Raw genomic sequence first — 21,776 nt, forward strand, 5'->3', positions numbered from 1 at the left:
GGCAAGGACAAGCGTCAGGCGCGCAACACGCGACCGCTTCTCAGGTCACGAATGGTACTGGGTCGATCGTGTCCGCCCAGCGGTCCGTCGACGATCGCGGCCAGCTTGTCGCCGAACTGGCGACGAACCTCAGCGGCGCTCAACGCCGCTGGCTCGCCGGCCAGGTTGGCCGAGGTCGAAACGATGGGGCCACCGAAGGCGGCACATAGCTCGGCGACCAGGGGATGATCGCTGACACGTAGCGCCACGCTGTCATGGCAGCCACGCAACAGAGGGTGTGAGCGACCGTTATCGGGCACCAGCCAGGTATTGGGTCCCGGCCAGCTCGCCACCAGCGGTGCGTGCAACTCGTAAGGTAGATCGCCCAACCACTCCGAGAACTGGGCGATATCGCCGGCAATCAGGATCAGCCCCTTGGCCGGGTCGCGCTGCTTGAGTCGCAGCAGGGCCGTGAGGGCCTCGCCGCTATCGGGATCGCAGCCCAACCCCCACACCGCCTCTGTGGGATAGGCGATCACTCCACCTGCGCGCAGGGCATTCACGGCGGATTCAATGGCAGCGGTATCACTCATGGGGGCAGCGTTCCTCGACCTGACCTCTATTCGGGAAGGGCCATATTCTAGCATGGCTTGATGCCTGGTGGGCTTCCCTTGGCAACGATCAGTCGAGCGCGATGGTCCGCTACCTTGGCAGACGTATCCAGCCACCGGACGCCTGAGTGACACGTCCTTCGAGTTCCAGTTCCAGCAACCGAAGCTGGCAACTCGTCACATCCTGGCCGGTGAGGTTAACCAAGGCATCCAACGGCGTCGGTGCATCGCTCAACCAGCCCAGCAGCGGATCCGACTCGAGTGCCTTGTCGACATCGCTGGTGGCCACGGATGGCGGGTTACCCGCCCAATGCCCGAGTTCGGCGAGGATGTCGTCGACGCAAGTGGTGAGCACCGCCCCCTGGCGGATCAGGGCCAGGCAGCCGCGAGCCTGAGGGTTGTTGAGGGAACCGGGCAGAACGAAGACTTCGCGATTCTGTTCGGTGGCTAGACGCGCGCTGACCAGCGAGCCGCTTTTCTCGGCCGCTTCGACCACCAGCACACCCAGCGACAAGCCGGTGACGATGCGGTTGCGGCGTGGAAAGAAGGCTGGCCGTGCCCGGGTGCCGGGTGGGTGCTCGGAAAGGATCAGGCCTCCCTCGGCGAGCAGGCGGCGATACAGATCGCCATGCCGCGGCGGATAGACGACGTCCACCCCGCAGCCCAGCACTGCCACGCTGCGCCCATGGGCATCGAGAGCCGCGCGCTGGGCGTGGCCATCCACACCCAGCGCCAGGCCACTGACCACGCACCAGCCGCGCTCGGCCAGTTCGGCGCCGAAGCGGGCAGCATTGCCCAACCCGTCGCGGGTCGGGCGACGCGAGCCGACGATCGCCAGGGCCGGTGGCAACAGGGCATCGAGGTCGCCGGCCGCCCACAGTACCGGCGGCGGGTCGGGCAGTTCGCGCAGTAGTGAGGGCCAGGCGGGATGATCGGGATGCAAGAGAGTATGCGCCGGGCTCTCGGCCAGCCAGGCATCAAGTGCCTTGCACTCCGCCAGCAACGGGCTGCGTTTGGGATGGTCGAGCCACAGTCGCAGGGCCTGGCGTGCCGGGTCGGGCAACAGCGCCAACCAGCCCTCGGGCCAGTCCGGGCATCTCGTCAGCAGTTCGGCAAGGCGCCGTGCGCCCACCCCCGGCAGTCGCGAGACAATCAGCCAGTCCTTGGCCGTCATCAATCATCTCCTTAATGGCTGAGAAGGCGTCGCCGCCGTGGTATCCATGGTGTCGAGGAGCTTCATCGCTTACCATTCACCGCGCGACGTCTCCCCTGAGTGCCGCATACCGTCGCCCCGACGGAACCATAGTGTCTCGCTATCGGTCTGATATGCGTATCCATGGTTCCGTTGTGGACATCGGCCCACTAAACTATGGGCATCATTGTGGCACAACAGCATAACGGTGGTTTCAACGCCATGGCCAAATTACCCATCCTCGAATTTCCCGACGAACGCTTGCGCACCAAGGCGGTGCCGGTAGAGAACGTCGACGACGAGGTGCGCCAGTTGGTCGACGACATGCTCGAGACCATGTACGAGGCCCAGGGCATCGGCCTGGCGGCCACCCAGGTCAATGTGCATCGTCGCGTGATCGTCATGGACGTCAGCGATGACCAGTCCAGCCCGCTGGTACTGATCAATCCCGAGTATCAACCCATCGGCGACGAGCGCGAACCGATGCAGGAAGGTTGTTTGTCGATCCCCGAATACTACGCGGAGGTGTCGCGTGCCCTGCGCGTACATCTCAAGGCGCTCGATCGGGACGGCAAACCCTACGAACTCGAAGCCGATGGCCTGCTGGCACATTGCATCCAGCACGAGCACGACCACCTCGAAGGCATCCTGTTCGTCGATTACCTGTCGCCGCTCAAGCGTGAGCGAGTCCGCAAGAAGATGGAGAAGCGCCACAAGCAGCTACAGAGCGCTTAGACACTACGCCTCCCTGAAAGCCGGCTCCCGAAGCCGGCTTTCGTCGTTGGCGGGTCGTTTCCGTTATCATGTCGTTACTTCCATCGTTAACGACGACGCCAAGGCCCAGCTCCATGACCCAATCCCTGCGTGTGATCTTCGCCGGTACTCCCGATTTCGCCGCCGCGAGCCTCTCGGCCCTGCTCGACAGCGACCACCGGGTCGTCGCCGTCTACACTCAGCCCGACCGTCCCGCCGGTCGTGGTCGCAAATTGACACCCAGCCCGGTCAAGGCCCTGGCTCAGGCTCATGCCCTGCCAATTCATCAGCCATTATCGCTCAAGGACGCCGAAGTCCAGGCCGAGTTGGCTTCGTACGACGCCGATATCATGGTGGTGGTGGCCTACGGGCTGCTATTCCCCCAGGCAGTGCTCGACATTCCACGTCTCGGCTGCCTCAACGTGCACGCCTCGCTGCTGCCCCGCTGGCGTGGCGCCGCGCCCATCCAGCGCGCCATCGAGGCTGGTGATAGCGAGAGTGGAGTGACCATCATGCAGATGGACGCCGGCCTCGATACCGGCCCCATGCTGTTGCGGCGCGCCATTCCCATCGACGCCACCACCACCGGTGGAGAGCTGCACGACCGCCTGGCCGACCTGGGCGGCGAAGCCATCGTCACGGCACTGGATGCCCTGGCCGGTCCTGGGCTGAAGCCGACACCGCAGCCCGAGACGGGCATCACCTACGCTGCCAAGCTGTCCAAGGCCGAAGCCGAGCTGGACTTCCGTCAGCCCGCCGCCACGCTCGCTGCACGAATCCAAGCGTTCAATCCCTGGCCGGTGGCCTGGACCCAGCTTGGAAGCGACACACTACGCCTGTGGCGAGCTGAACCCGGCCGCCGCCGCGATGACGACCCCACCGCGTCACCCGGTAGCCTGCTGTCGAGCGACCCCGACGCTCTGCGTATCGCCTGCGGAAACAGCGGAAACGAGGTGCTGCGCATCACCCAGGCTCAGCTCCCCGGCGGCAAGGCCTTGCCGGCACGCGACCTGCTCAATGCGCGTGGCGAACTCTTGCGTGTCGGTACCCGCTTGGGGCAAGCCACCCGCTCGCAGGAGGAGCCCCGTCCATGAGCCAGGATGACAAGTCTCCCGCTTCCCGCGGTCAGGCCGTACGTGCAGCCGCAGCCCGTGCGCTGGTGCCAGTGATCACCGACCGGGGCTCCCTGGCCAGTCTCGACGACAGCCAGGTGGCGTTGCGCGACCGTGGCTTCCTGCGAGCCCTGTGTTACGGCGTGTGCCGTACCCTGCCTCGTCTCGAAGCGCTGGCCTCCGAACTGCTCCGCAGCCCCTTCAAGTCACGCGATGCCGACATCCAGGCCCTGTTGTTGCTTGGCATCTACCAGTTGCTCTATCTGCGCGTGCCAGCGCACGCAGCCGTGGGCGAAACCGCCGGCGCAGCACGAGTACTCGACAAAGCCTGGGCCACCCGCGTGCTCAACGGCTGCCTGCGCCGCTTGCAGCGCGAGTCCAGCAAGTTGCAAGGCAAAGTCGATCGTGACCCTTGCGTGGCCCTGCTGCATCCCGCCTGGCTGCTCAAGTGGCTGCGTCGTTCCTGGCCCGAGGACTGGCGGGAGATCGCCATCGCCAACAACCAGCCCGGCCCCATGACGCTGCGTGTCAATCGCCGTCAGTGCGATCGCGAAGCGTATCGGGAACGACTTCTCGCTGCCGGACTGGAATCCACACTATGCCAGCATGCGCCGGACGGCCTGACGCTGGCCGAATCCTGCGACGTCGATGCCTTGCCTGGTTTCCGCGAAGGCGTGGTCAGTGTCCAGGATGAAGCGGCCCAGCTTGCCGTGGAGCTGATGGGGCCGGTCCTGGCACCACGCCCAGGCGCACGTGTCCTGGATGCCTGCTGCGCGCCAGGCGGCAAGACCGCTCATCTGCTGGAAGTCTTCGATGTGGATGTGACCGCCCTCGACAGCGACGCCTCGCGCCTGGCACGTGCCGAAGCGACCTTGTCACGCTTGGGACTCACGGCCAGGCTGATCCATGCCGATGCCAGCGGCCTCGAGTGGTGGGACCAGTCCATGTTCAATGCCATCCTGCTCGACGCTCCCTGTTCCGGCACCGGCGTGATCCGCCGCCACCCCGACATCAAACGTCTGCGGCGCCCGGAAGATATTCGCGAGCTCGCGACCCTGCAGGCACGCCTGCTCGACAACCTGTGGCAGACGTTGGCTCCGGGCGGCACTCTGCTATACGCCACCTGTTCGGTGCTGCCCGAAGAGAACGCCGATCAGATCAAGGCGTTTCTCGCCCGTACGCCGGATGCCGTCGCCACCACGCCAGAGCAAGTGGCCTGGGGCCGACCGGCCGGCGCCGGGCGCCAACTGCTGCCAATGGAAAACGGCCACGACGGCTTCTTCTACGCCCGTCTTCTCAAGCAGTCGTGAAGGTTCCTATACTGGCGATAGGTGCCACGCGAACGCGACCGCGTCGGGTGGCGCACGACTCGTCTGGCAAAGGAGTGACCCATGTCTCATGTCTACAAGCATATCGAGTTGACTGGTTCGTCCACCGAAAGCATCGAGGATGCCGTTTCCCAGGCTTTGGCCAGGGCCAGCCAGACACTCCACGACATGCGCTGGTTCGAAGTGGTGGAAACCCGGGGCCATATCGAGCAAGGGCGCGTGGCCCACTGGCAAGTCACCCTGAAGGTCGGCTTCACGCTGGAGTGAACACACCAGCAATATCTTGCCACCTCGCCCTGTCTTCGATGGGACGAGTGGTTTATGCTAGCCAGCGCTTGCCGGCCACCGTGTGGTGGTCGCCGGTCATCAGCATGCGGACAAGCCACTCATGAAGATCATCATTCTTGGCGCCGGCCAGGTGGGCGGCACCCTGGCCGAGCATCTGGCCCACGAGGAAAACGACATCACGGTGGTGGATACCGATGGAGAACGGTTGCGCGAACTGCACAACCGCCTGGACATTCGCACCGTATCGGGCCCGGCCTCCTACCCCATGATCCTGCGCCAAGCCGGCTGCGAGGATGCCGACATGCTGATCGCGGTGACCAACTCCGACGAAGTCAACATGATCGCCTGCCAGGTGGCGCATACCCTGTTCCGCACCCCGAGCAAGATCGCGCGGGTCCGAGCCACCGCCTATCTGACTCGCAAGGGTCTGTTCGCCCACGATGCCGTGCCTATCGACGTGCTGATCAGTCCCGAGCAGGTGGTCACCGATCATATCCGCCGCCTGATCGAATACCCTGGAGCGCTGCAGGTGCTGGAATTCGCCGGCGGCCAGGCCCAGCTGGTGGCGGTCAAGGCCTTCTACGGCGGTCCGCTGGTGGGCCAGGAGCTCGGCTTCCTGCGTCGCCACATGCCCAACGTCGATACGCGGGTAGCCGCCATCTATCGCCGCAACCGCCCCATTATCCCGCGCGGCGATACCGTGATCGAAGCCGACGACGAAGTGTTCTTCATCGCTGCGCGTCGCGACATTCGCGCGGTGATGAGCGAACTGCGCAAGCTCGACCGTGACTTCCGACGGGTAGTGATCGCCGGCGGCGGCCATATCGGCGAGCGCTTGGCCGAAAATCTCGAGCACAGTCATCAGGTGAAGATCATCGAGCATAGCCTGGAGCGCTGCACCACCCTTTCCGAACGCCTCGACCGCACCGTGGTTCTACACGGCAGCGCCACCAGCAAGCGATTGTTGCTGGAGGAAAACATCGAGGACTGCGACATCTTCTGCGCCCTGACCAATGACGACGAGGTCAACATCATGTCGTCGATGCTGGCCAAGCGAATGGGAGCCAAGAAGGTGCTGACGTTGATCAACAACGCCGCCTACGTCGACCTGGTACAGGGCGGCGAGATCGATATCGCCATCTCACCACAGCAGGCCACCATCGGTAGCCTGCTGACGCACGTGCGGCGTGGCGATATCGTCAACGTCCACTCACTGCGCCGTGGTGCCGCGGAGGCCATCGAAGCCATCGCTCATGGCGACTCACGCTCGTCCAAGGTGGTGGGACGCGCCATCGAGGATATCGACCTGCCCAACGGTACCACCATCGGCGCCATCGTGCGCGGCAAGGAGGTGCTGATCGCCCACGACGATGTCGTGGTGGAATCCGGCGATCATGTCATCCTGTTCGTGATCGACAAACGCCGCATCCGTGACGTGGAGCGACTGTTCCAGGTCGGCCTGACATTCTTCTAATCACCATGCTTGAGATGCGACCGCACCACCGGACAGAAATGGCCGCGTCATGAGTCTGCGCGTCATCCTGCGCATCCTGGGTCTGCTGTTGATGCTGTTCAGCCTAACCCTGGTGCCACCGATCCTGATCTCACTGTTGTTCCGCGACGGCGCCTGGGAAGGCTTCGCCATCGCTCTGAGCATCACTATTGCCACCGGAGGGGTGTTTTACTTGCCCAACCGCCTGGCACGCAAGGAGTTGCGAACGCGTGACGGCTTCCTGATCGCGGCACTGTTCTGGACCGTGCTGGGACTGTTCGGCGCCCTGCCGCTGATGTTCGAGGGAACATACGCCCTATCGCCCACCGATGCAGTGTTCGAATCCTTCTCCGGACTCACCACCACGGGTGCCACCGTGATCACCGGCATCGACTTTTTGCCCGAGTCCATTCGCTACTACCGCCAGCAGCTGCAGTGGCTCGGTGGCATGGGCATCGTCGTGCTGGCGGTGGCGATCCTGCCGACATTGGGCGTCGGCGGCATGCAGCTCTATCGCACCGAGATTCCTGGCCCACTCAAGGACTATAAGCTGACGCCGCGCATCACCGAGACCGCCAAGGCGCTGTGGTACATCTACGCCAGCATCACCCTGCTGTGTATCGTTTCTTACTGGCTGGCCGGCATGAACTGGTTCGATGCCGTCGGGCATGGCTTCTCGACCGTGGCCATCGGTGGTTTCTCCACCTACGACGCCAGCATCGGGCACTTCGACAGCGCCGCTATCGAGCTGATCTGCGTGGTCTTCATGATCATCTCGGCGATGAGTTTCAGCCTGCATTTCGCCGCCTGGCGCGAAAAACGCCTGACCCAGTATCTGAAGGATCCCGAAGCGCGCTTCCTGTTGCTGTTCCTGGCCGGCCTGAGCCTGATCACGGTGACCTCGCTGTGGCTCACCTCCACCTATACCGATACCCTGGGCCTGCGCCACGGCCTGTTTCAGGTAGTGTCGATCGCCACGACTTCCGGTTTCGGGGTGGCCGATTTCTCGACCTGGCCGGGTGCTCTGCCGCTCCTGTTGTTCGTCACGGCTTTCGTCGGCGGCTGCTCCGGCTCGACCGGCGGCGGCATCAAGGTGATCCGTATCATCCTGATCCTCAAGCAGGGGGTGCGCGAAGTTCTGCGCCTTATCCACCCCAATGCGGTGTTCAGCGTCAAGATCGGCAAGGTCAGCGTCCCGGACGGCGTTGCTCAAGCCGTATGGGGATTCTTCTCGGCCTATGTGATGCTGTTTTTCCTGATGCTGTTGGGCGTCATGGCCACCGGCGTCGACCAGGTCACCGCCTGGTCGACGGTAGCCTCGGCACTCAACAACCTCGGTCCCGCCCTGGGTGACGCCACCAGCCATTACGGTAACATGCCTACCCAAGCCAAATGGATTCTGGTGCTGGCAATGCTGTTGGGCCGTCTGGAGATCTTCACGGTACTGGTGCTGTTCACCCCGGCATTCTGGAAAGGATAAACCACGCGGTTTTCCCGCCGCCCAGCTTCGTGGATAATCGGGCAGTCATTCCCTAGATATCGAGCGCCCATGACCGACTCCCAGGACATCACTGCCAACGCGGACGAATCCCGGACCATTTCGGGTCCACTGCGCGTGGTGGAATATGGCGCGACCCGCTATACCCTGCTGGGCACCGCTCACGTTTCCGCCGAAAGCGCCGCGGAGGTTCGCCGGCTGATACGCTCCGGCGAGTTCGATGCCGTGGCCATCGAGCTGTGCCCCTCGCGCCACCACAGCATGGTCGAGCCCGACGCCCTGGCCGGTCAGGACCTGTTCGCGATCTTTCGCCAGGGCAAGGCCGGCATGGTCGCCGCCAGCCTGGCATTGGGCGCCTTCCAACAGCGAGTCGCCGAACAATCGGGTATCGAGCCTGGCGCCGAGATGCGTGCCGCGCTCGAGGAAACCCAGCGCAACGGTCTGCCGCTGTTGTTGATCGACCGCGATGTCGGCATCACCCTCAAGCGCATCTACCACAATGTGCCCTGGTGGCAGCGCTATGGGCTGTTCACTGGCCTGCTGGGCAGCGTGATGTCGCGCCAGGAGGTTTCGGCGGAGGACATCGAACGGCTCAAGGAAGGTGACGTCCTGGAGTCGACGTTCCGTGAGTTTGCCGAGCAGTCCGAGACCCTGTTTACCCCTTTGATCAGCGAACGCGACCGTTACATGGCACTGCGGATCGGCGAGGAAAACGCCACAGGACGCTATCGCAACGTGCTGGTGGTGATCGGTGCCGGCCACCTCAAGGGATTGGCCGCGCATCTCGAGCAGCCGCTGCCCGAGGATCCTCGCCCGGAACGTGAGGCGCTGGAACACACCCCGCCACGAGCCCGCTGGTGGAGGGCCGTGCCCTGGCTGATCACCGCGCTGGTGCTGACCGGCTTCGCCATCGGCTTCTCGCGCAACTTCGAGCTCGGCTCGCAACTGGTCGTCGACTGGTTCCTGATCAACGGCGTGCTCTCGGCGCTGGGCAGCGCCATTGCCCTAGCCCACCCGGTGACGATAGCGGCCACTTTCTTCGCCGCACCATTGACCTCGCTCAACCCAACCATCGGTGCCGGTTTCGTCGCCGCCGGGGTGGAGCTGTACATGCGCAAGCCCAAGGTCGGCGACTTCGCCCACCTGCGCCATGACGTGACCTCACCGCGTGGCTGGTGGCGCAACCGTGTCTCGCGCACGCTCTTGGTGTTCCTGTTCTCTACCCTGGGTTCGGCGGCAGGCACCTGGGTTGCCGGATTCCGTATCGCCGGCGCGCTGTTTGGCGGCTAGTAACCTGACACTGACGCTAACGCTGTGCCAGTAACCGCCGCATCGCGGCGGTCGGCTGTTCCAGCTTGTGGTAGGTGCGGCTCGCCGCGTAACTGTCGTTGAAGGCATCGAAGTAGTCGTCGAGGATCTCGGCGGCAGTTGCGTCGCCGCTCTGACGCAACAGTTCTATGGCGACCTCGGCGGTGCACAGGTGGGCGCTGGAGGCCGGCTTGCGCAGCCGGTAGCGTGTCAGTCGCTCGGTAGCCAACGGCAGCACCGGCAAGCCGTCCAGGTAGGGGCTCTTGCGGAAGATGCGCCGCGCCTGGCGCCAGGTCCCATCGAGAATGATGAAGACCGGGATTCGGCGTTGTTCCTTGGCATCCTCTACCGCCGCTATACCTACTACCCGGTCGGCATAATCCGGCTGATCGTCGGGAAAAATGACGAAGGGGGCGTAACGTTCGTCCTCGAGCAATGCCAGCAGGCGATCATCAGGCGCGGTACGGTACCAGGTGAAGACCTCGGTGGTCGGCAGCACATCGGCGATCAGGCGCCCGGTATTGGTCGGCTTGTGATGTTCCAAGGGGTGGGACAACAACCACACGCGCGCCTGACTCTCGGCCGTCACGCGATACGGACACAGGCAGTTGAGCACCGGCAGATTGCAGCCCGGGCAACGCTCGACGAAGCTGCCTCGCGCCTTGAACTCGCGACGCGGCGGCCGTGGATGACCGGTTGCCGGGTCTCTTTCGGAATGCTCGCTGAAGGTGTCGTGTTGCATCACTAGTGCGGGGCTGGAAGCGGACCCGCATTCTAGCACGTGCATCGGCCAGTGCCTGCGGATTCATTCCAACAAGGTGTCAGGCACCCACAACCTCCCTCGCGCCGCCAGTGGCGAACCGGCACCGGTCAGCACCACCAGATGGGGAGCACGCTGTCGTGTCATGGTCGGCGGAAATCAATAGGTCAGAAAATGACCGTCATCGACGAAGCGCCGCTTGTTGCGGTATGGATAGACATCGATGACGCAGCCATCGAGGATGGCCTGTTGCAATCCCTTCCAGTAATCGGCATCGAACAGCTCCGGATGCAGTTCGTAGAAGAGCTTGCGTAGCCTGATGTCAGCAAACAGGAAAGGACCAAATTCCTCGGGGAAAATATCATTGGGACCCACCGAGTACCAGGGCTCGTCGGCGAGTTCCTGCTCAGGATACATCGGCTCGGGGATCTTGCGGAAATTGCATTCGGTCAGGTAGCAGATTTCGTCGTAGTCGTAGAACACCACCCGACCATGGCGGGTCACACCGAAGTTCTTGAGCAGCATGTCGCCAGGGAAGATGTTGGCTGCGGCGAGCTGCTTGATGGCATTGCCGTAATCCTTGAGCACTGCCTCGGTTTCCTGTTCATCACACTCTTCGAGATATAAGTTCAGCGGCGTCATCATGCGCTCGGTATAGCAGTGTTTGATGATCACCTTGTCACCCTTGAGCTGTACCGTGGACGGCGCCGTCTCGAGCATTTCGGCCAAGCAGTCGGGGTCGAAATGGTCTTGGCGAGTGATGAAATTGGAGAACTCCTGGGTATCGGCCATGCGCCCCACCCGGTCGTGACGCTTGACCAGATGATACTTCTCGCGCACGTCATCGTGACTCATCTGCTTGGCAGGGTCGAAGCGGTCCTTGATGATCTTGAATACCGTGCGATACGACGGCAACACGAAGACCGCCATGACCATTCCTCGTACACCCGGGGCGATCACGAACTTGTCCTCGCGCCGGGCCACGTGCCGGTTGAGAGCGCGGAAGAACTCGGTCTTGCCGTGTTTGAAGAAGCCAATGGCCGAGTAGAGCTCTCCTGCCGGCTTGTCGGGCATCAGTTCCTGCAGAAACGCCACGAACTCGCCGGGGACCTGCACCTCCACCTGAAAGTAGGCACGGGTAAAGGAGAAGATGATCGAAACCTCTTGAGGCTCGATGATTACGGTATCCAGGTGCAGCCCTTCGCAGGCTTCCTGACGTTCGCCATGCAGTACCGGCAGCACCAGCGGCACCTGCTTGCCACCACCGCGAATGCGACCGACCAGATAGGCGCCCTTGTTGCGATAGAAGACGCTCTTGAGCAGCTCGACTTCAGCATCCTCTGCATCGCGGATCGCTTCCGGCAGATGCGCCCTCAGAAATGCCGTGCCCAGCTTCACATCACGCTCGATCTCCTCGAAGGGGGTTTCCAGCGGAGCTTCGGCAAGCGCCCAGCGCAACGCGGCGGCCCAATCGTCCTGCACGCGGAAGCGCCGGGTCAGCTCGATACCGGAGTGGTGGGAGGCAGCGTCCCGCGAGCTGTAGACGAACATCCAGTCGTTGCGGATATGTCGATGATGGAAGATCGAACAGAACATCGAGTTGAAGAATGTCTCGGACAACTCATAGTCCAGCCGCTGACTGATCAGCTCGGCATAGTGGGCCTTGGCCTCGCGCCAGCACTCACAGTCGGTCAGCTCCTCCTCATCGAAGGTGCACTGAAGACGCGCCAGGGTTTCCTCGACCTTCTCGTCGTAGAGGTTGATCCGCTCAGCCGAGGCTTGTTGCGCCTCGCGCCAGGCGGCATCACGGAACCGCCGTCGCGCATCCGCCGTGATCTGCTTGAAGCGCGAACGATACTCATCGAAGCCATGAAGGATAGTGGCAGCGAGACGGTAGGCGGCGGACAGTTTCATGGCGATCTCCAGGCGTCGTCAGCCCCATAGCATCGACGATTATGCGTGGCATGGCGAGGCGACCATGGTGGAGGCGGCTGTAGTCTTTTGACAATCCAGCCCGTATCTCACTTGCGCCAGAACATCGGTGTCAGCAACACCAGGACGGTGAGAATCTCCAGGCGCCCCACCAGCATACCGAAACACAACAGCCATTTGGCAGCATCCGGCAGCGGTGCGAAGTTGCCAGCCGGACCGATGATATCGCCCAACCCCGGGCCGACATTGGCCACCGCGGTGGCAGCCCCGGACAAGGAGGTGACGAAGTCCAGCCCCAGCAGCGACAACCCCAATGCCAGGCCGGCAATGGTCAGGAAAAAGAAGAACGAGAATGCCACTACGCCGCGTGAAATATCGTCGGTCAGCGGCATGCCGTTGTAGCGCGAGGAGAACACGCCATTGGTGTGGATCAGGAACCGCAACTGGTTCTTGAGCATTTCCGCCGCGACCTGGAAACGGAAGATCTTCATCCCGCCACTGGTCGAGCCGCTGCACCCGCCCACGAACGTCAGGTAGAAGAAGGCCACGAAGGCCAGCGGCCCCCACTGGCTGTAATCGTCCGAGGCATAACCGGTGGTGGTGACCACCGATACCACATTGAAGGTGGCCTGGGTCAGGGCCTCGAAAGGCGCGGTTCCCAACGCAACGCGATAGGCGGCAAGCCCGACGATCACCGCACCAAGCAAGGCCAACAGGCCGCGCACTTGTTCGTCACGCCACAAGGCCAGCCGCGAGCCGCGCAGAAAACGGATATAGAGCACGAAGGGCAGAGCCCCGGCGAGCATGAACAGCGAGCCCGTCCAGAGAATGAAGGGGTTGTCGGCATAGGCACCGAACGAGGCATCGGAATTGGCGAAGCCGCCGGTGGCCAGCGAGGTCATGGCATGCACCACGGCGTCCAACAGCGACATGCCCCCCAGCCAGTACGTGACGGCAGCCAACAAGGTGAAGCCGCAATAGACGCTCAAGGTGGCCTTGGCGATGCCACCGGTGCGCGGCATGACCTTGTCCGACCAGTCGGACGACTCGGTGTGGAAAAGCCGCATGCCGCCTACCTTCAGGAACGGCAGGATGGCGATACCCATGACGATGATGCCGATACCGCCCAACCACTGCATGATGCCACGCCACAACTTGAGTCCATCGGACAAATCCTCGATATGCACCAGGATGGTGGAGCCGGTGGTGGTGATCGCCGAGACCGATTCGAAGACCGCATTGGTGAGCGTCAACTGGGGAGCTCCCAGCACCAACGGCAAACTGGCAAAGCCACTGATGGTCACCCAGCTCAGGGTCGTGAGCACGAACATCTGACGTGGCTTGAGCTCGATCTGTACGCGCCAGGTGAGCAGCCAAGCGCCAATCACGGCCAGCAGCACGGTGAATATCGACAGGATGAAGGCCGGGGCATCGGGATCGCGTTCGATCAGCAACACCGCCAATGGCAGGGCCATGAAAATGGCCAGCACCAGCCACAACACGGCCAGGACCTTGAGCACCGGCGCCCAGCCCAATGCCCTCTGCACGCTTCCCCACTCCACACGTGACGCCATCGATAGTGGCCTTTTCCGATTATTCCGATCAGACGGCGCTACTATAGTCGATCCTGCTTCTGTTGCAATGCCGCATAGATGACAGCCTCGGCCCGAATGGCGACAATAGCCCTCTTTTCAACCCAAGATTGCCGATGTCAGAAAATCTCCAGGAAGCGCCCCTGCCCATCGTCTATCGTGACGAGTCCTTGGTCGCGATCGCAAAGCCAGCCGGAATGCTGGTCCATCGCACCGCACTGGCACGCGGCGAGACCCGCTTCGTGGTCCAGACCCTGCGCGACCAGTTGGGCCAACATGTCTATCCCGTGCACCGCCTGGACCGGCCGACCTCGGGACTGCTGCTGTTCGCCCTTTCCTCCAATATTGCTGCTTGCCTGGCCGAGGAGTTCACCCGGCATCGCGTGGAAAAGCGCTACCTGGCGGTGGTGCGCGGAGTGGGTCCGGAATGCGAGCGTCTGGACTATGCCCTGCGCGAGGAGGATGGCAACCGCCCCAAGATCGAGATGCCGGCCATGGAGGCGATCACCGAGGTGCGCCGCCTGGACAGTGTCGAACTCCCGGTCCAGGTGGACCGCTATCCGCGAACACGCTATTCGTTGATGGAGGCCACTCCCCTGACCGGGCGCCGCCACCAGATCCGCCGCCACCTATCACGGCGCGGCTATCCGATCATCGGCGATGCCAAGCACGGCAAGGGCAATCACAACCGCTTCTTTCGCGAGCGACTCGACTGTCCGGGACTATTGCTGGCCGCGGTCGAACTGAAGTTCCGCCATCCCGTGAAGCCATCCTGGCTGCGCCTGAATGCCGGACTGAACCACAACCTGACCCTGCTCTTCGAGCGTTTCGGCTGGGCGGGCCATATGCCCTCCCCAAGGGTTCATTGGGAAGACGACGAGGTAGACTGTGCCCTCCCATGACGACATCACCGTGTCCCGCGATACACGAGGAATCGCCACTGCCGGCCAGTACGATTCACACGACGACTATGCATTTCGCTTCGGTGGCATTCGTCGCCTGTACGGCAGCCGCGCGGCCCATGTCTTTCGCCACGCGCACGTGGTGGTCGTGGGCGTCGGCGGCGTGGGAAGCTGGACCGTGGAAGCGTTGGCCCGTGCCGGCATCGGCAAGCTGACCCTGATCGATCTCGATGACGTCTGCGTCTCCAACGTCAATCGTCAGCTTCACGCCCTGGACGGCACCATCGGCCGCCCCAAGGTCGAGGTGTTGGCCGAGCGTTGTCGTGCCATCCATCCCGGCATCGAGGTGGTGGCCGATACGGCCTTCGTCACGCCAACCAATCTGGCGACCCGCCTATCCACGGATGCCGACCACGTGGTCGACGCCATCGACAATGTGGCCGCCAAGGCCGCATTGATCGCGTGGTGCAAGCGCGCCAAACTGCCGATCACCGTGACCGGTGCCGCAGGGGGCCAGACCGACCCCACTCGAATCCAAGTCGCCGACCTGACGCGTACCGAACACGATCCCTTGCTGGCCAAAGTGCGCTCGAAGCTGCGCCGCGACTACGGCTTCTCTCGCAATCCCAAGCGGCGCTTCGGCATCGAATGCATCTATTCGGACGAACAACTGGTCTATCCTGGCAGCGATGGCGAAGTCTGCCACTCGAGACCTGGTCTTGGCGAGGCCACTCGCCTGGACTGCGCCAGCGGATTCGGGGCCGCCACCTTCGTCACCGGCAGCTTCGGGTTCACCGCCGCGGCACGCGTCATGGCACGCCTGTCACGCCAGGCCCAGTAAACCATATCGTCACTGCCCGCACAGGAGAGCCGCGATGAGTCATGAAAGCCACCACCCGGTACCGGGCATCTATGTCCACTATAAGGGTGCACGCTATGAGGTGCTCGGTGTGGCCCACCACAGCGAGACCGAAGAAGCCATGGTGGTCTATCGGGCGCTCTACGGTGATTACGGCCTGTGGGTCAGGCCGCTCGACATGTTCTGCGAAACCGTCGAAGTACAGGGCGAACCGGTGGCACGGTTCGCCCTGGAGAAGGCATTCTAACCGGCAGGCAGATCAACCCGGTTCGTGCATCTGCTTCTGCAGGTAGTTCTCGATGCCGACCTTGTCGATCAGGCTCAGTTCGGTCTCGAGATGATCGATGTGCTCTTCCTCGTCGTCGAGGATGCACTTGAACAGGTCGCGACTGACATAGTCCTTGACCTGCTCGCAGTAGGTGATGGCCTCGATCAGGTCGTTGCGTCCCTGATGCTCCAGTGCCAGGTCGCATTCGAGCATTTCGCGGGTGTTCTCGCCGATACGCAGCTTACCGAGATCCTGCAGATTGGGAACACCCTCGAGGAACAGGATGCGCTCGATCAGCACATCGGCATGCTTCATTTCCTCGATGGATTCGTCGTATTCCCATTTCGCCAGTGCCGCCAGGCCCCAGTCCTTATACATCTTGGCATGCAGGAAATACTGGTTGATGGCCACCAGCTCATTGCCGAGCACGGTGTTGAGGTGGGTAATGACCTTGGCGTCGCCTTTCATCGAACTTTCCTCCTGGAACCTTTGGCGCGAAGAAGCGGCCGGCACATTCGGATATGCCCAGCCTCCATCGTTTCACGCAGTATTGTCAAAAAAGGAGAAAAAGTCCAACCACGACAGCATGTTAGCGAGACATCAGTGCAACTGTGAAAGGTTGACACTTGACCTTGTCTATCAAGTGACCGGCATTCTCACACGGCATAGGCCAGGTCGGCTGCCGACATGACCTCGCGTGCGATGGCATCGCGGGTGATGTTCTTGCCCATGCTGGCACACTTGCCGCACTGGTCGGCACAGCCAGTCCGTTTGCGGACCTCGCGCCAACTGCGTGCGCCTTCACTGACGGCTTCCCTGATAGCGTGATCGGTCACGCCCCGACATAGACAAACGTACATTGCATCACCTCGCTGCGTATCGCATCCCAAATGTAAATGATTCGCAGAGGCTATTGCAACCCTCAATTTTTCCTATCGAGCTACTTTTTCCCAGGCTTGTTCTTGTCTTGCTTGGGCACCACCACCACCCGGGTGTTCGACACGATATCCGACCAACTGCGCTTCTCGGCATCGAACAGGATCCACCAGTACCCCAGGCCAAGGGCTGCCAACGAGGCACAGGCGGCCAGGAAGCGCAGCAGGCTCTGTACCAGTGTGATGCTCATGCCGTCGGTCGTCTGCACCCGTAGTCGCCAGGCTTGCATGCCCAGCGTCATGCCGGCGCGCATCCAGAAGAAGGCAAAGAAAGCAAAGGTCGCTACGAACAGCAGGCTGTGGAACAGCGGCGTTTCATTGGCCTCTCCGCGGTTGAGCGCCACGGCGACAAACCCCATCAGCATCCAGATCGCCACAAGCAGGAATAGATCGTAGACCATCGCGGCGAGCCGGCGCGCGAGCCCGGCGGGCCAGGTATTGTCGAGATCGGTGAAGCGTCGTCGCATGTCGTCAACCCGTGCGTCGTAACAGATAGAGGCCCAGGACGGCACAGATCAGGGTCGGCCCCAGCACCGCCCACGCCGGCGAGAAGCCAAATACCGTGGAAGCCGGCGCCAGTAGGTCCTGAAGATACTTGAACGAAAGCCCGGTGATCACACCGTAGAAGACCCGGGTACCGGCGGCCACGCTGCGCAGGGGGCCGAACACGAAAGAAGCCGCCACCAGCACCAACGAAGCCATGGTCAGGGGCATCAGCATCTTCTGCCAGAAATACAACAGCGGTTGGGTCGCCTGTAACCCCTGAGCCTCCAGGTAACGAGCATACGCCCATAATTCACTGGGTGCCTGGCTATTGACAGGACGCAACAGACGGCTGAGCTGCTCGGGGGTTAGCCTGGTCTGCCACTCCATGCGCTCGTGCGTCTCGGCCTCGGTGTGCCCGTTGAGAAAGCGGGTGACCTGGGCGTCCTCTAGAGTCCAGTGGCCGTCTTCCCATACAGCGCGCGCAGCGGATGTGGCCACACGCAGTTCCTGCCCCTCGAACTCGTAACGGGTCAAGTCCAGCACCGTGTCATCGGCTCGAATGGCGCCGAAACGGTAGAAGGTATCGCCTTCCCGTTGCCACCCTCCTCTTTCGGTCATGATGGCTCCTTCACCCTGAAGCTGTTCCAGCCGCCAGGCACTAGCAAACTGTTCGGTACGCGGGCTGACGTATTCCGCCATCAGCAACACGACGGCGATGACCAGAATGATCGGCTTCATCACCCCCCACAGGATGCGTGCCAGAGAGCGTCCGGCAGCGCGCATCACCGTCAGTTCGTTACTGGACGCCATGCTGCCCAGGCCGATCAGGGCGCCGATCAGCACGCCGACCGGAGCATATTGGTAGAATCGCCAGGGCAGACGCATCAGTAGGTAAAGCAGCACCTCGAAGGCGCTATAGCCACCCTCCACATCGTCCAGGTCGTTGATGTAGGAGATCACCAGATCGAGCCCCAGCACCACCACCTGCACCACGATGATCGCCGCCAGTACGTTGCGGGCGATGTAGCGATCGAGACGATCGGCCAGCATCAACGAATCCCTCCGCGCTGAAAACGCTGCATCAGCCATAGACCGAGCAGAAGATAAACGCCATGGATCGGCCACATGCCTATCACAGGCGACAGGGAACCACGTCCGATGGCATCCATGGCGGCCAACATCAGGCTGAGGTAACTGATATGCAGGAAGATCGCCGGCAACAACTTGGCGAAACGTCCCTGACGCGGATTGACTTTGGATAACGGCTGAGCCAGCAACGTCAGGATCAGTACCATCAATGGCAAGCTGACGCGCCATTGCAACTGGGCACGGGCCTCAGGAGAGTCGTCATTCAACAGGGCCAGGGTCGAGGCATACTCGGCCGCTTCCAGGTCGCGATCCTGACCGGCGAGCGACAGCCTTACCGCATAGGTTTCGAACTCCAGGCGCTCGGCCTCGAAGCGTCCTGGATCGACGCTGTAGCGCTCACCATCGGTCAGTACCAGAAAACGGCTACCGGTTTCTTCGTCAACGGTCTGGTAGCCACTGGTGGCGCGGGTAACGACACTTTCCGGTGTGCCGTCACGGCGTCGCTGACGTTCGCTGATGAAGACTTCCTGCATGCGGGTCTGATTATCGGCCAAGGCTTCGGTATAAGCGGTACGCCCGTCGCCGAAATCCTGGAAACGCCCAGGCACGAGGGCGGTGAAGTCCAGTCGACTCTGCTGCTCGGCGATCAAGCGCTCGTTGTGCAGGGCGCCCGCTGGCGTCAGCCATAGGCTACACATCCCCACTAGCACCGCTATCAGCACCGCCGGCACCAGGCTCACCGTCAACAGCCGGCTGGGGCTGGTGCCGCAGGCCACCAACACGGTGATCTCACTGTTGAGATAGAGCTGCCCATAGGCCAGCAGGATGCCCAGGAACAATGCCAGCGGAAGGATCAGCTCGGCGAACCCCGGCAAGTGAAAGAGCATCAGGGTACCGAGGATACTGGCCGGGATTTCGCCCTCGGCGGCATCGGTGAAATAGCGGATGAAACGACTGCCCATGATCACCAGTAGCAACACCCCCGCCACCGCGAACATGGTCAGCAGTATTTCACGCGTCAGATAGCGGAATATGATCAAGACAATCTCCCGAGGCGACTCCCTGGCGCTCCTTGCGCCACCCCCCATGCAATAGTGAAGTGCTTTGCGTACACTGGAGGGATTCGGCAACGGAACCTTACCGTGCCGGCATTATCCAGATTCCCCCTACACTTGTCTTGTGGAGACGCCATGGAATTCCCTGTTCAGACAGCCAACCCGGCCAAAGTCGAAACGGCCTGTCTCGTGGTACCGGTGTTCAAGGACGGAGACCTGCTGCCGGCCGCCGCCAAGCTCGACGATGCCAGCGAACGGCTCATCGGGCAGTTGATCGAGCGCGGTGATTTCAAGGCCGGGCTTGGCAACGTGCAACTGATTCCCTTCGCCCCAGGACTCAATGCCGAGCGCCTGTTGCTGGTCGGTCTCGGTGAGCGCGACAAGTGTAACGAAGGCGGCTTCCGTAAGGCAGTGGACGCGGCCTTCACCGCTCTGGCGGCACTCCCCATCGATGACGCCGCCGTGGCGATGACCGATGTACCGGTCCCCGAACGCGACAGCCGATGGAAGGCCCGCATGATCGCCGAGTCCGCTCTGCGTGCCATCTACCGTTTCAATGAATTCAAGTCCGAGCCCGACCCCGAGCCTCGACTCGAGCGGGTCACCCTACTGATCAGCGAGAACGGCGATTCCACCGACGCCTCGGAGGGAGCGCAGATCGGCGGCGCCATTGGTGAAGGCATCAACTACACCCGCACCCTCGGCAATCTACCCGGCAACATCTGCACGCCGCGCTATCTGGCCGAACAGGCCGAGCAACTCGGCAAGGCGTCGAAGGGCAAGCTGAACGTCGAGGTACTTGACGAGGAGGCGCTGGAGAAACTCGGCGCCAACACGCTGCTCTCGGTGGGACGCGGCAGCGCCGAGCCCTCGCGGCTGATCGTGATGCGTTACCAAGGAGCTGACGACGCCGAGGAGGCTCCCCATGTCCTGATCGGCAAGGGCATCACTTTCGATACCGGCGGCATCTCGCTCAAGCCCGGCGAAAACATGGACGAGATGAAGTTCGACATGTGCGGCGCCGCCAGTGTCTTCGGCACCATCAAGGCGGTGCTCGCCATCCGGCCCAAGATCAACCTGGTGGGCATCGTCGCGGCGGCCGAAAACATGCCCGACGGCTGCGCCACCAAGCCCGGCGACATCATCAAGACCCTAAAAGGCCTATCGGTGGAGGTGCTCAACACCGATGCCGAGGGTCGCCTGGTGCTGTGCGACGCACTGACTTATTCCGAACGCTTCGAACCGGCCAGCGTGGTCGATATCGCCACTCTCACCGGTGCCGCCATCATCGCCCTGGGCCACCACGCCACCGGCCTGCTGTCCAACGACGACGACCTGGCGCTGGATATTCTGGAAGCCGGAGAAACCGCCTGGGACCGGGCCTGGCACCTGCCTTTGTGGGACGAGTACCAGGAACAGCTCGACTCCAACTTCGCCGACCTGGCCAATATCGGTGGTCGACCGGCAGGCACCATCACCGCCGCCTGCTTTTTGTCACGCTTCGCCGACAAGTTCCCCTGGGCCCACCTGGACATCGCCGGCACCGCCTGGAACACCGGCAAGCAGAAGGGCGCTACCGGCCGTCCGGTAGGGCTGCTGACCCAGTACTTGCTCGATCGCGCCCAGGATACGACCGTCACCGAAGGTGAAACAGACTGAGCCAGCCTGGCCACCCGCCGCTGGGCGGGTGGCCCCCATCAGCTCGAAGCTCGAAGCTCGAAGCTCGAAGCTCGAAGCTCGAAGCTCGAAGCCAGGACCATGACACAGATCGATTTCTATATCCTCCCCGACACCACCCTCGAGGCACGGCTTGACTTCGCCTGCCGACTGGCGGAAACCATCCATCGCAAGGGCTACCGGTTGCACCTGCACACCGAGAACGAAAGCATGGCCCGCGAGTTGGACGACAAGCTGTGGACCTTCCGCCCCGACAGCTACTTGCCCCATGCCTTGCTGGATAGCGACATGGCGGCGGACGTCCCGGTAACGTTGGGCTGGCAGGGTCCGCCAGAGCCCGGTGTCAATGCCATGCTCAACCTTCACCCGCAAATTCCCGAGTGGTTTTCGCACTTCGAGCGTGTCGCCGAGATCATCAACCAGCATCAAGACGTACTGACCACCAAGCGCGAGTGCTGGCAGACCTACAAGAAGCGCGGCTATCCGGTCACCGCCCACAAACTGCCTGCCCAGGACAGTTGAGCAGGCGCCATGACGCTGACGGCGTCAAACGGTATAATCGGACCCATTTCCGATAACGTCACATTTGCCAGACACCACTAGGGTTTGTCCGAAAAGTCGCCAAACGCAGGCAGTTTTCAGACAACGCCTAGGGCGAAA

The 21,776-nt window shown here is 62.4% G+C and carries 22 protein-coding genes; 12 read left to right on the forward strand and 10 right to left on the reverse strand.

The genetic code is table 11. The features are described from left to right. Nucleotides 1–14: 14 nt before the first annotated feature. Together tsaC and dprA are read right to left on the reverse strand one after the other, a co-directional pair. Nucleotides 15–572, reverse strand: coding sequence for an L-threonylcarbamoyladenylate synthase type 1 TsaC (gene tsaC / locus IE093_RS11190; RefSeq protein ID WP_189469169.1), 558 nt, complete (start codon nt 570–572; stop codon nt 15–17). 109 nt (nt 573–681) lie between these two features. Beyond that, nucleotides 682–1,764, reverse strand: coding sequence for a DNA-processing protein DprA (gene dprA / locus IE093_RS11195; RefSeq protein ID WP_189469171.1), 1,083 nt, complete (start codon nt 1,762–1,764; stop codon nt 682–684). 240 nt (nt 1,765–2,004) lie between these two features. On the opposite strand from dprA, the gene def reads away from it, so the two are divergent. The 7 genes from def (at nt 2,005) to IE093_RS11230 (ending at nt 9,543) form a co-directional block, all read left to right on the forward strand. Further along, complete coding sequence (def, locus tag IE093_RS11200; RefSeq protein ID WP_189469173.1) at nt 2,005–2,517, forward strand: peptide deformylase; 513 nt, start codon at nt 2,005–2,007, stop codon at nt 2,515–2,517. A gap of 113 nt (nt 2,518–2,630) precedes the next feature. Next, nucleotides 2,631–3,629, forward strand: coding sequence for a methionyl-tRNA formyltransferase (fmt, locus tag IE093_RS11205; protein WP_189469175.1), 999 nt, complete (start codon nt 2,631–2,633; stop codon nt 3,627–3,629). After that, entirely contained in the window at nt 3,626–4,957 is a 1,332-nt protein-coding gene (rsmB, locus tag IE093_RS11210; RefSeq protein ID WP_189469177.1) for a 16S rRNA (cytosine(967)-C(5))-methyltransferase RsmB, read from the forward strand. The genes fmt and rsmB overlap by 4 nt, the downstream gene beginning before the upstream one ends. 81 nt (nt 4,958–5,038) lie before the next feature. Beyond that, complete coding sequence (locus IE093_RS11215) at nt 5,039–5,242, forward strand: dodecin (protein ID WP_189469179.1); 204 nt, start codon at nt 5,039–5,041, stop codon at nt 5,240–5,242. Between the two features lie 121 nt (nt 5,243–5,363). Continuing rightward, nucleotides 5,364–6,737: a Trk system potassium transporter TrkA gene (gene trkA, locus IE093_RS11220; protein WP_189469180.1), complete on the forward strand. Its 1,374-nt coding sequence runs from the start codon at nt 5,364–5,366 to the stop codon at nt 6,735–6,737. Between the two features lie 49 nt (nt 6,738–6,786). Continuing rightward, on the forward strand, nt 6,787–8,235 hold the full coding sequence (locus tag IE093_RS11225; protein ID WP_189469182.1) for a TrkH family potassium uptake protein: 1,449 nt from the start codon (nt 6,787–6,789) through the stop codon (nt 8,233–8,235). Between the two features lie 69 nt (nt 8,236–8,304). Beyond that, nucleotides 8,305–9,543, forward strand: coding sequence for a TraB/GumN family protein (locus IE093_RS11230; protein ID WP_189469183.1), 1,239 nt, complete (start codon nt 8,305–8,307; stop codon nt 9,541–9,543). A 16-nt stretch (nt 9,544–9,559) separates the two neighbouring features. Here IE093_RS11230 and IE093_RS11235 read toward each other — a convergent pair whose 3' ends face one another. The 3 genes from IE093_RS11235 to trkI form a co-directional block, all read right to left on the reverse strand. Then, nucleotides 9,560–10,303 (reverse strand): tRNA-uridine aminocarboxypropyltransferase, encoded by a 744-nt coding sequence (locus IE093_RS11235; protein ID WP_189469296.1) that lies wholly within the window; start codon nt 10,301–10,303, stop codon nt 9,560–9,562. A gap of 177 nt (nt 10,304–10,480) precedes the next feature. After that, nucleotides 10,481–12,235, reverse strand: coding sequence for a bifunctional isocitrate dehydrogenase kinase/phosphatase (aceK, locus tag IE093_RS11240; protein WP_189469185.1), 1,755 nt, complete (start codon nt 12,233–12,235; stop codon nt 10,481–10,483). 107 nt (nt 12,236–12,342) lie between these two features. Further along, entirely contained in the window at nt 12,343–13,827 is a 1,485-nt protein-coding gene (gene trkI / locus IE093_RS11245; RefSeq protein WP_189469187.1) for a Trk system potassium transporter TrkI, read from the reverse strand. 134 nt (nt 13,828–13,961) lie between these two features. Between trkI and IE093_RS11250 the strand changes: the two genes are divergently transcribed. From IE093_RS11250 to IE093_RS11260, 3 genes are read left to right on the forward strand one after another with little or no spacing between them, the layout of a single operon-like run. Next, on the forward strand, nt 13,962–14,747 hold the full coding sequence (locus IE093_RS11250; protein ID WP_189469189.1) for a pseudouridine synthase: 786 nt from the start codon (nt 13,962–13,964) through the stop codon (nt 14,745–14,747). Between the two features lie 31 nt (nt 14,748–14,778). After that, entirely contained in the window at nt 14,779–15,588 is an 810-nt protein-coding gene (tcdA, locus tag IE093_RS11255; protein WP_189469298.1) for a tRNA cyclic N6-threonylcarbamoyladenosine(37) synthase TcdA, read from the forward strand. Between the two features lie 34 nt (nt 15,589–15,622). Continuing rightward, nucleotides 15,623–15,853, forward strand: coding sequence for a DUF1653 domain-containing protein (locus IE093_RS11260; protein WP_189469191.1), 231 nt, complete (start codon nt 15,623–15,625; stop codon nt 15,851–15,853). Between the two features lie 12 nt (nt 15,854–15,865). On the opposite strand, the gene bfr is transcribed toward IE093_RS11260, so the two are convergent. The 5 genes from bfr to lptF form a co-directional block, all read right to left on the reverse strand. Then, nucleotides 15,866–16,342, reverse strand: a complete 477-nt coding sequence (gene bfr, locus IE093_RS11265) for a bacterioferritin (protein WP_189469193.1) — start codon at nt 16,340–16,342, stop codon at nt 15,866–15,868. A 188-nt stretch (nt 16,343–16,530) separates the two neighbouring features. Next, nucleotides 16,531–16,734, reverse strand: a complete 204-nt coding sequence (locus tag IE093_RS11270) for a bacterioferritin-associated ferredoxin (RefSeq protein ID WP_189469194.1) — start codon at nt 16,732–16,734, stop codon at nt 16,531–16,533. An 80-nt stretch (nt 16,735–16,814) separates the two neighbouring features. Next, on the reverse strand, nt 16,815–17,276 hold the full coding sequence (locus IE093_RS11275; protein WP_189469196.1) for an RDD family protein: 462 nt from the start codon (nt 17,274–17,276) through the stop codon (nt 16,815–16,817). A 4-nt stretch (nt 17,277–17,280) separates the two neighbouring features. Then, complete coding sequence (gene lptG, locus IE093_RS11280; RefSeq protein ID WP_189469198.1) at nt 17,281–18,345, reverse strand: LPS export ABC transporter permease LptG; 1,065 nt, start codon at nt 18,343–18,345, stop codon at nt 17,281–17,283. Next, entirely contained in the window at nt 18,345–19,424 is a 1,080-nt protein-coding gene (gene lptF, locus IE093_RS11285) for an LPS export ABC transporter permease LptF (protein ID WP_189469200.1), read from the reverse strand. The genes lptG and lptF overlap by 1 nt, the downstream gene beginning before the upstream one ends. A gap of 150 nt (nt 19,425–19,574) precedes the next feature. Between lptF and IE093_RS11290 the strand changes: the two genes are divergently transcribed. Next, nucleotides 19,575–21,098, forward strand: coding sequence for a leucyl aminopeptidase (locus IE093_RS11290; protein ID WP_189469202.1), 1,524 nt, complete (start codon nt 19,575–19,577; stop codon nt 21,096–21,098). A gap of 99 nt (nt 21,099–21,197) precedes the next feature. After that, nucleotides 21,198–21,638, forward strand: a complete 441-nt coding sequence (locus IE093_RS11295; RefSeq protein ID WP_189469204.1) for a DNA polymerase III subunit chi — start codon at nt 21,198–21,200, stop codon at nt 21,636–21,638. Nucleotides 21,639–21,776: the final 138 nt, after the last annotated feature.

It is taken from the genome of Litchfieldella qijiaojingensis (genome assembly GCF_014651875.1).
GTDB classification, from domain to species: domain Bacteria; phylum Pseudomonadota; class Gammaproteobacteria; order Pseudomonadales; family Halomonadaceae; genus Litchfieldella; species Litchfieldella qijiaojingensis.

Coding starts and splice junctions, on each gene's coding strand:
- tsaC (WP_189469169.1), bottom strand. CDS start 572: ATGAGTGATACCGCTGCCATTGAATCCGCCGTGAATGCCCTGCGCGCA.
- dprA (WP_189469171.1), bottom strand. CDS start 1,764: ATGACGGCCAAGGACTGGCTGATTGTCTCGCGACTGCCGGGGGTGGGC.
- def (WP_189469173.1), top strand. CDS start 2,005: ATGGCCAAATTACCCATCCTCGAATTTCCCGACGAACGCTTGCGCACC.
- fmt (WP_189469175.1), top strand. CDS start 2,631: ATGACCCAATCCCTGCGTGTGATCTTCGCCGGTACTCCCGATTTCGCC.
- rsmB (WP_189469177.1), top strand. CDS start 3,626: ATGAGCCAGGATGACAAGTCTCCCGCTTCCCGCGGTCAGGCCGTACGT.
- IE093_RS11215 (WP_189469179.1), top strand. CDS start 5,039: ATGTCTCATGTCTACAAGCATATCGAGTTGACTGGTTCGTCCACCGAA.
- trkA (WP_189469180.1), top strand. CDS start 5,364: ATGAAGATCATCATTCTTGGCGCCGGCCAGGTGGGCGGCACCCTGGCC.
- IE093_RS11225 (WP_189469182.1), top strand. CDS start 6,787: ATGAGTCTGCGCGTCATCCTGCGCATCCTGGGTCTGCTGTTGATGCTG.
- IE093_RS11230 (WP_189469183.1), top strand. CDS start 8,305: ATGACCGACTCCCAGGACATCACTGCCAACGCGGACGAATCCCGGACC.
- IE093_RS11235 (WP_189469296.1), bottom strand. CDS start 10,303: ATGCAACACGACACCTTCAGCGAGCATTCCGAAAGAGACCCGGCAACC.
- aceK (WP_189469185.1), bottom strand. CDS start 12,235: ATGAAACTGTCCGCCGCCTACCGTCTCGCTGCCACTATCCTTCATGGC.
- trkI (WP_189469187.1), bottom strand. CDS start 13,827: ATGGCGTCACGTGTGGAGTGGGGAAGCGTGCAGAGGGCATTGGGCTGG.
- IE093_RS11250 (WP_189469189.1), top strand. CDS start 13,962: ATGTCAGAAAATCTCCAGGAAGCGCCCCTGCCCATCGTCTATCGTGAC.
- IE093_RS11260 (WP_189469191.1), top strand. CDS start 15,623: ATGAGTCATGAAAGCCACCACCCGGTACCGGGCATCTATGTCCACTAT.
- bfr (WP_189469193.1), bottom strand. CDS start 16,342: ATGAAAGGCGACGCCAAGGTCATTACCCACCTCAACACCGTGCTCGGC.
- IE093_RS11270 (WP_189469194.1), bottom strand. CDS start 16,734: ATGTACGTTTGTCTATGTCGGGGCGTGACCGATCACGCTATCAGGGAA.
- IE093_RS11275 (WP_189469196.1), bottom strand. CDS start 17,276: ATGCGACGACGCTTCACCGATCTCGACAATACCTGGCCCGCCGGGCTC.
- lptG (WP_189469198.1), bottom strand. CDS start 18,345: ATGCTGGCCGATCGTCTCGATCGCTACATCGCCCGCAACGTACTGGCG.
- IE093_RS11290 (WP_189469202.1), top strand. CDS start 19,575: ATGGAATTCCCTGTTCAGACAGCCAACCCGGCCAAAGTCGAAACGGCC.
- IE093_RS11295 (WP_189469204.1), top strand. CDS start 21,198: ATGACACAGATCGATTTCTATATCCTCCCCGACACCACCCTCGAGGCA.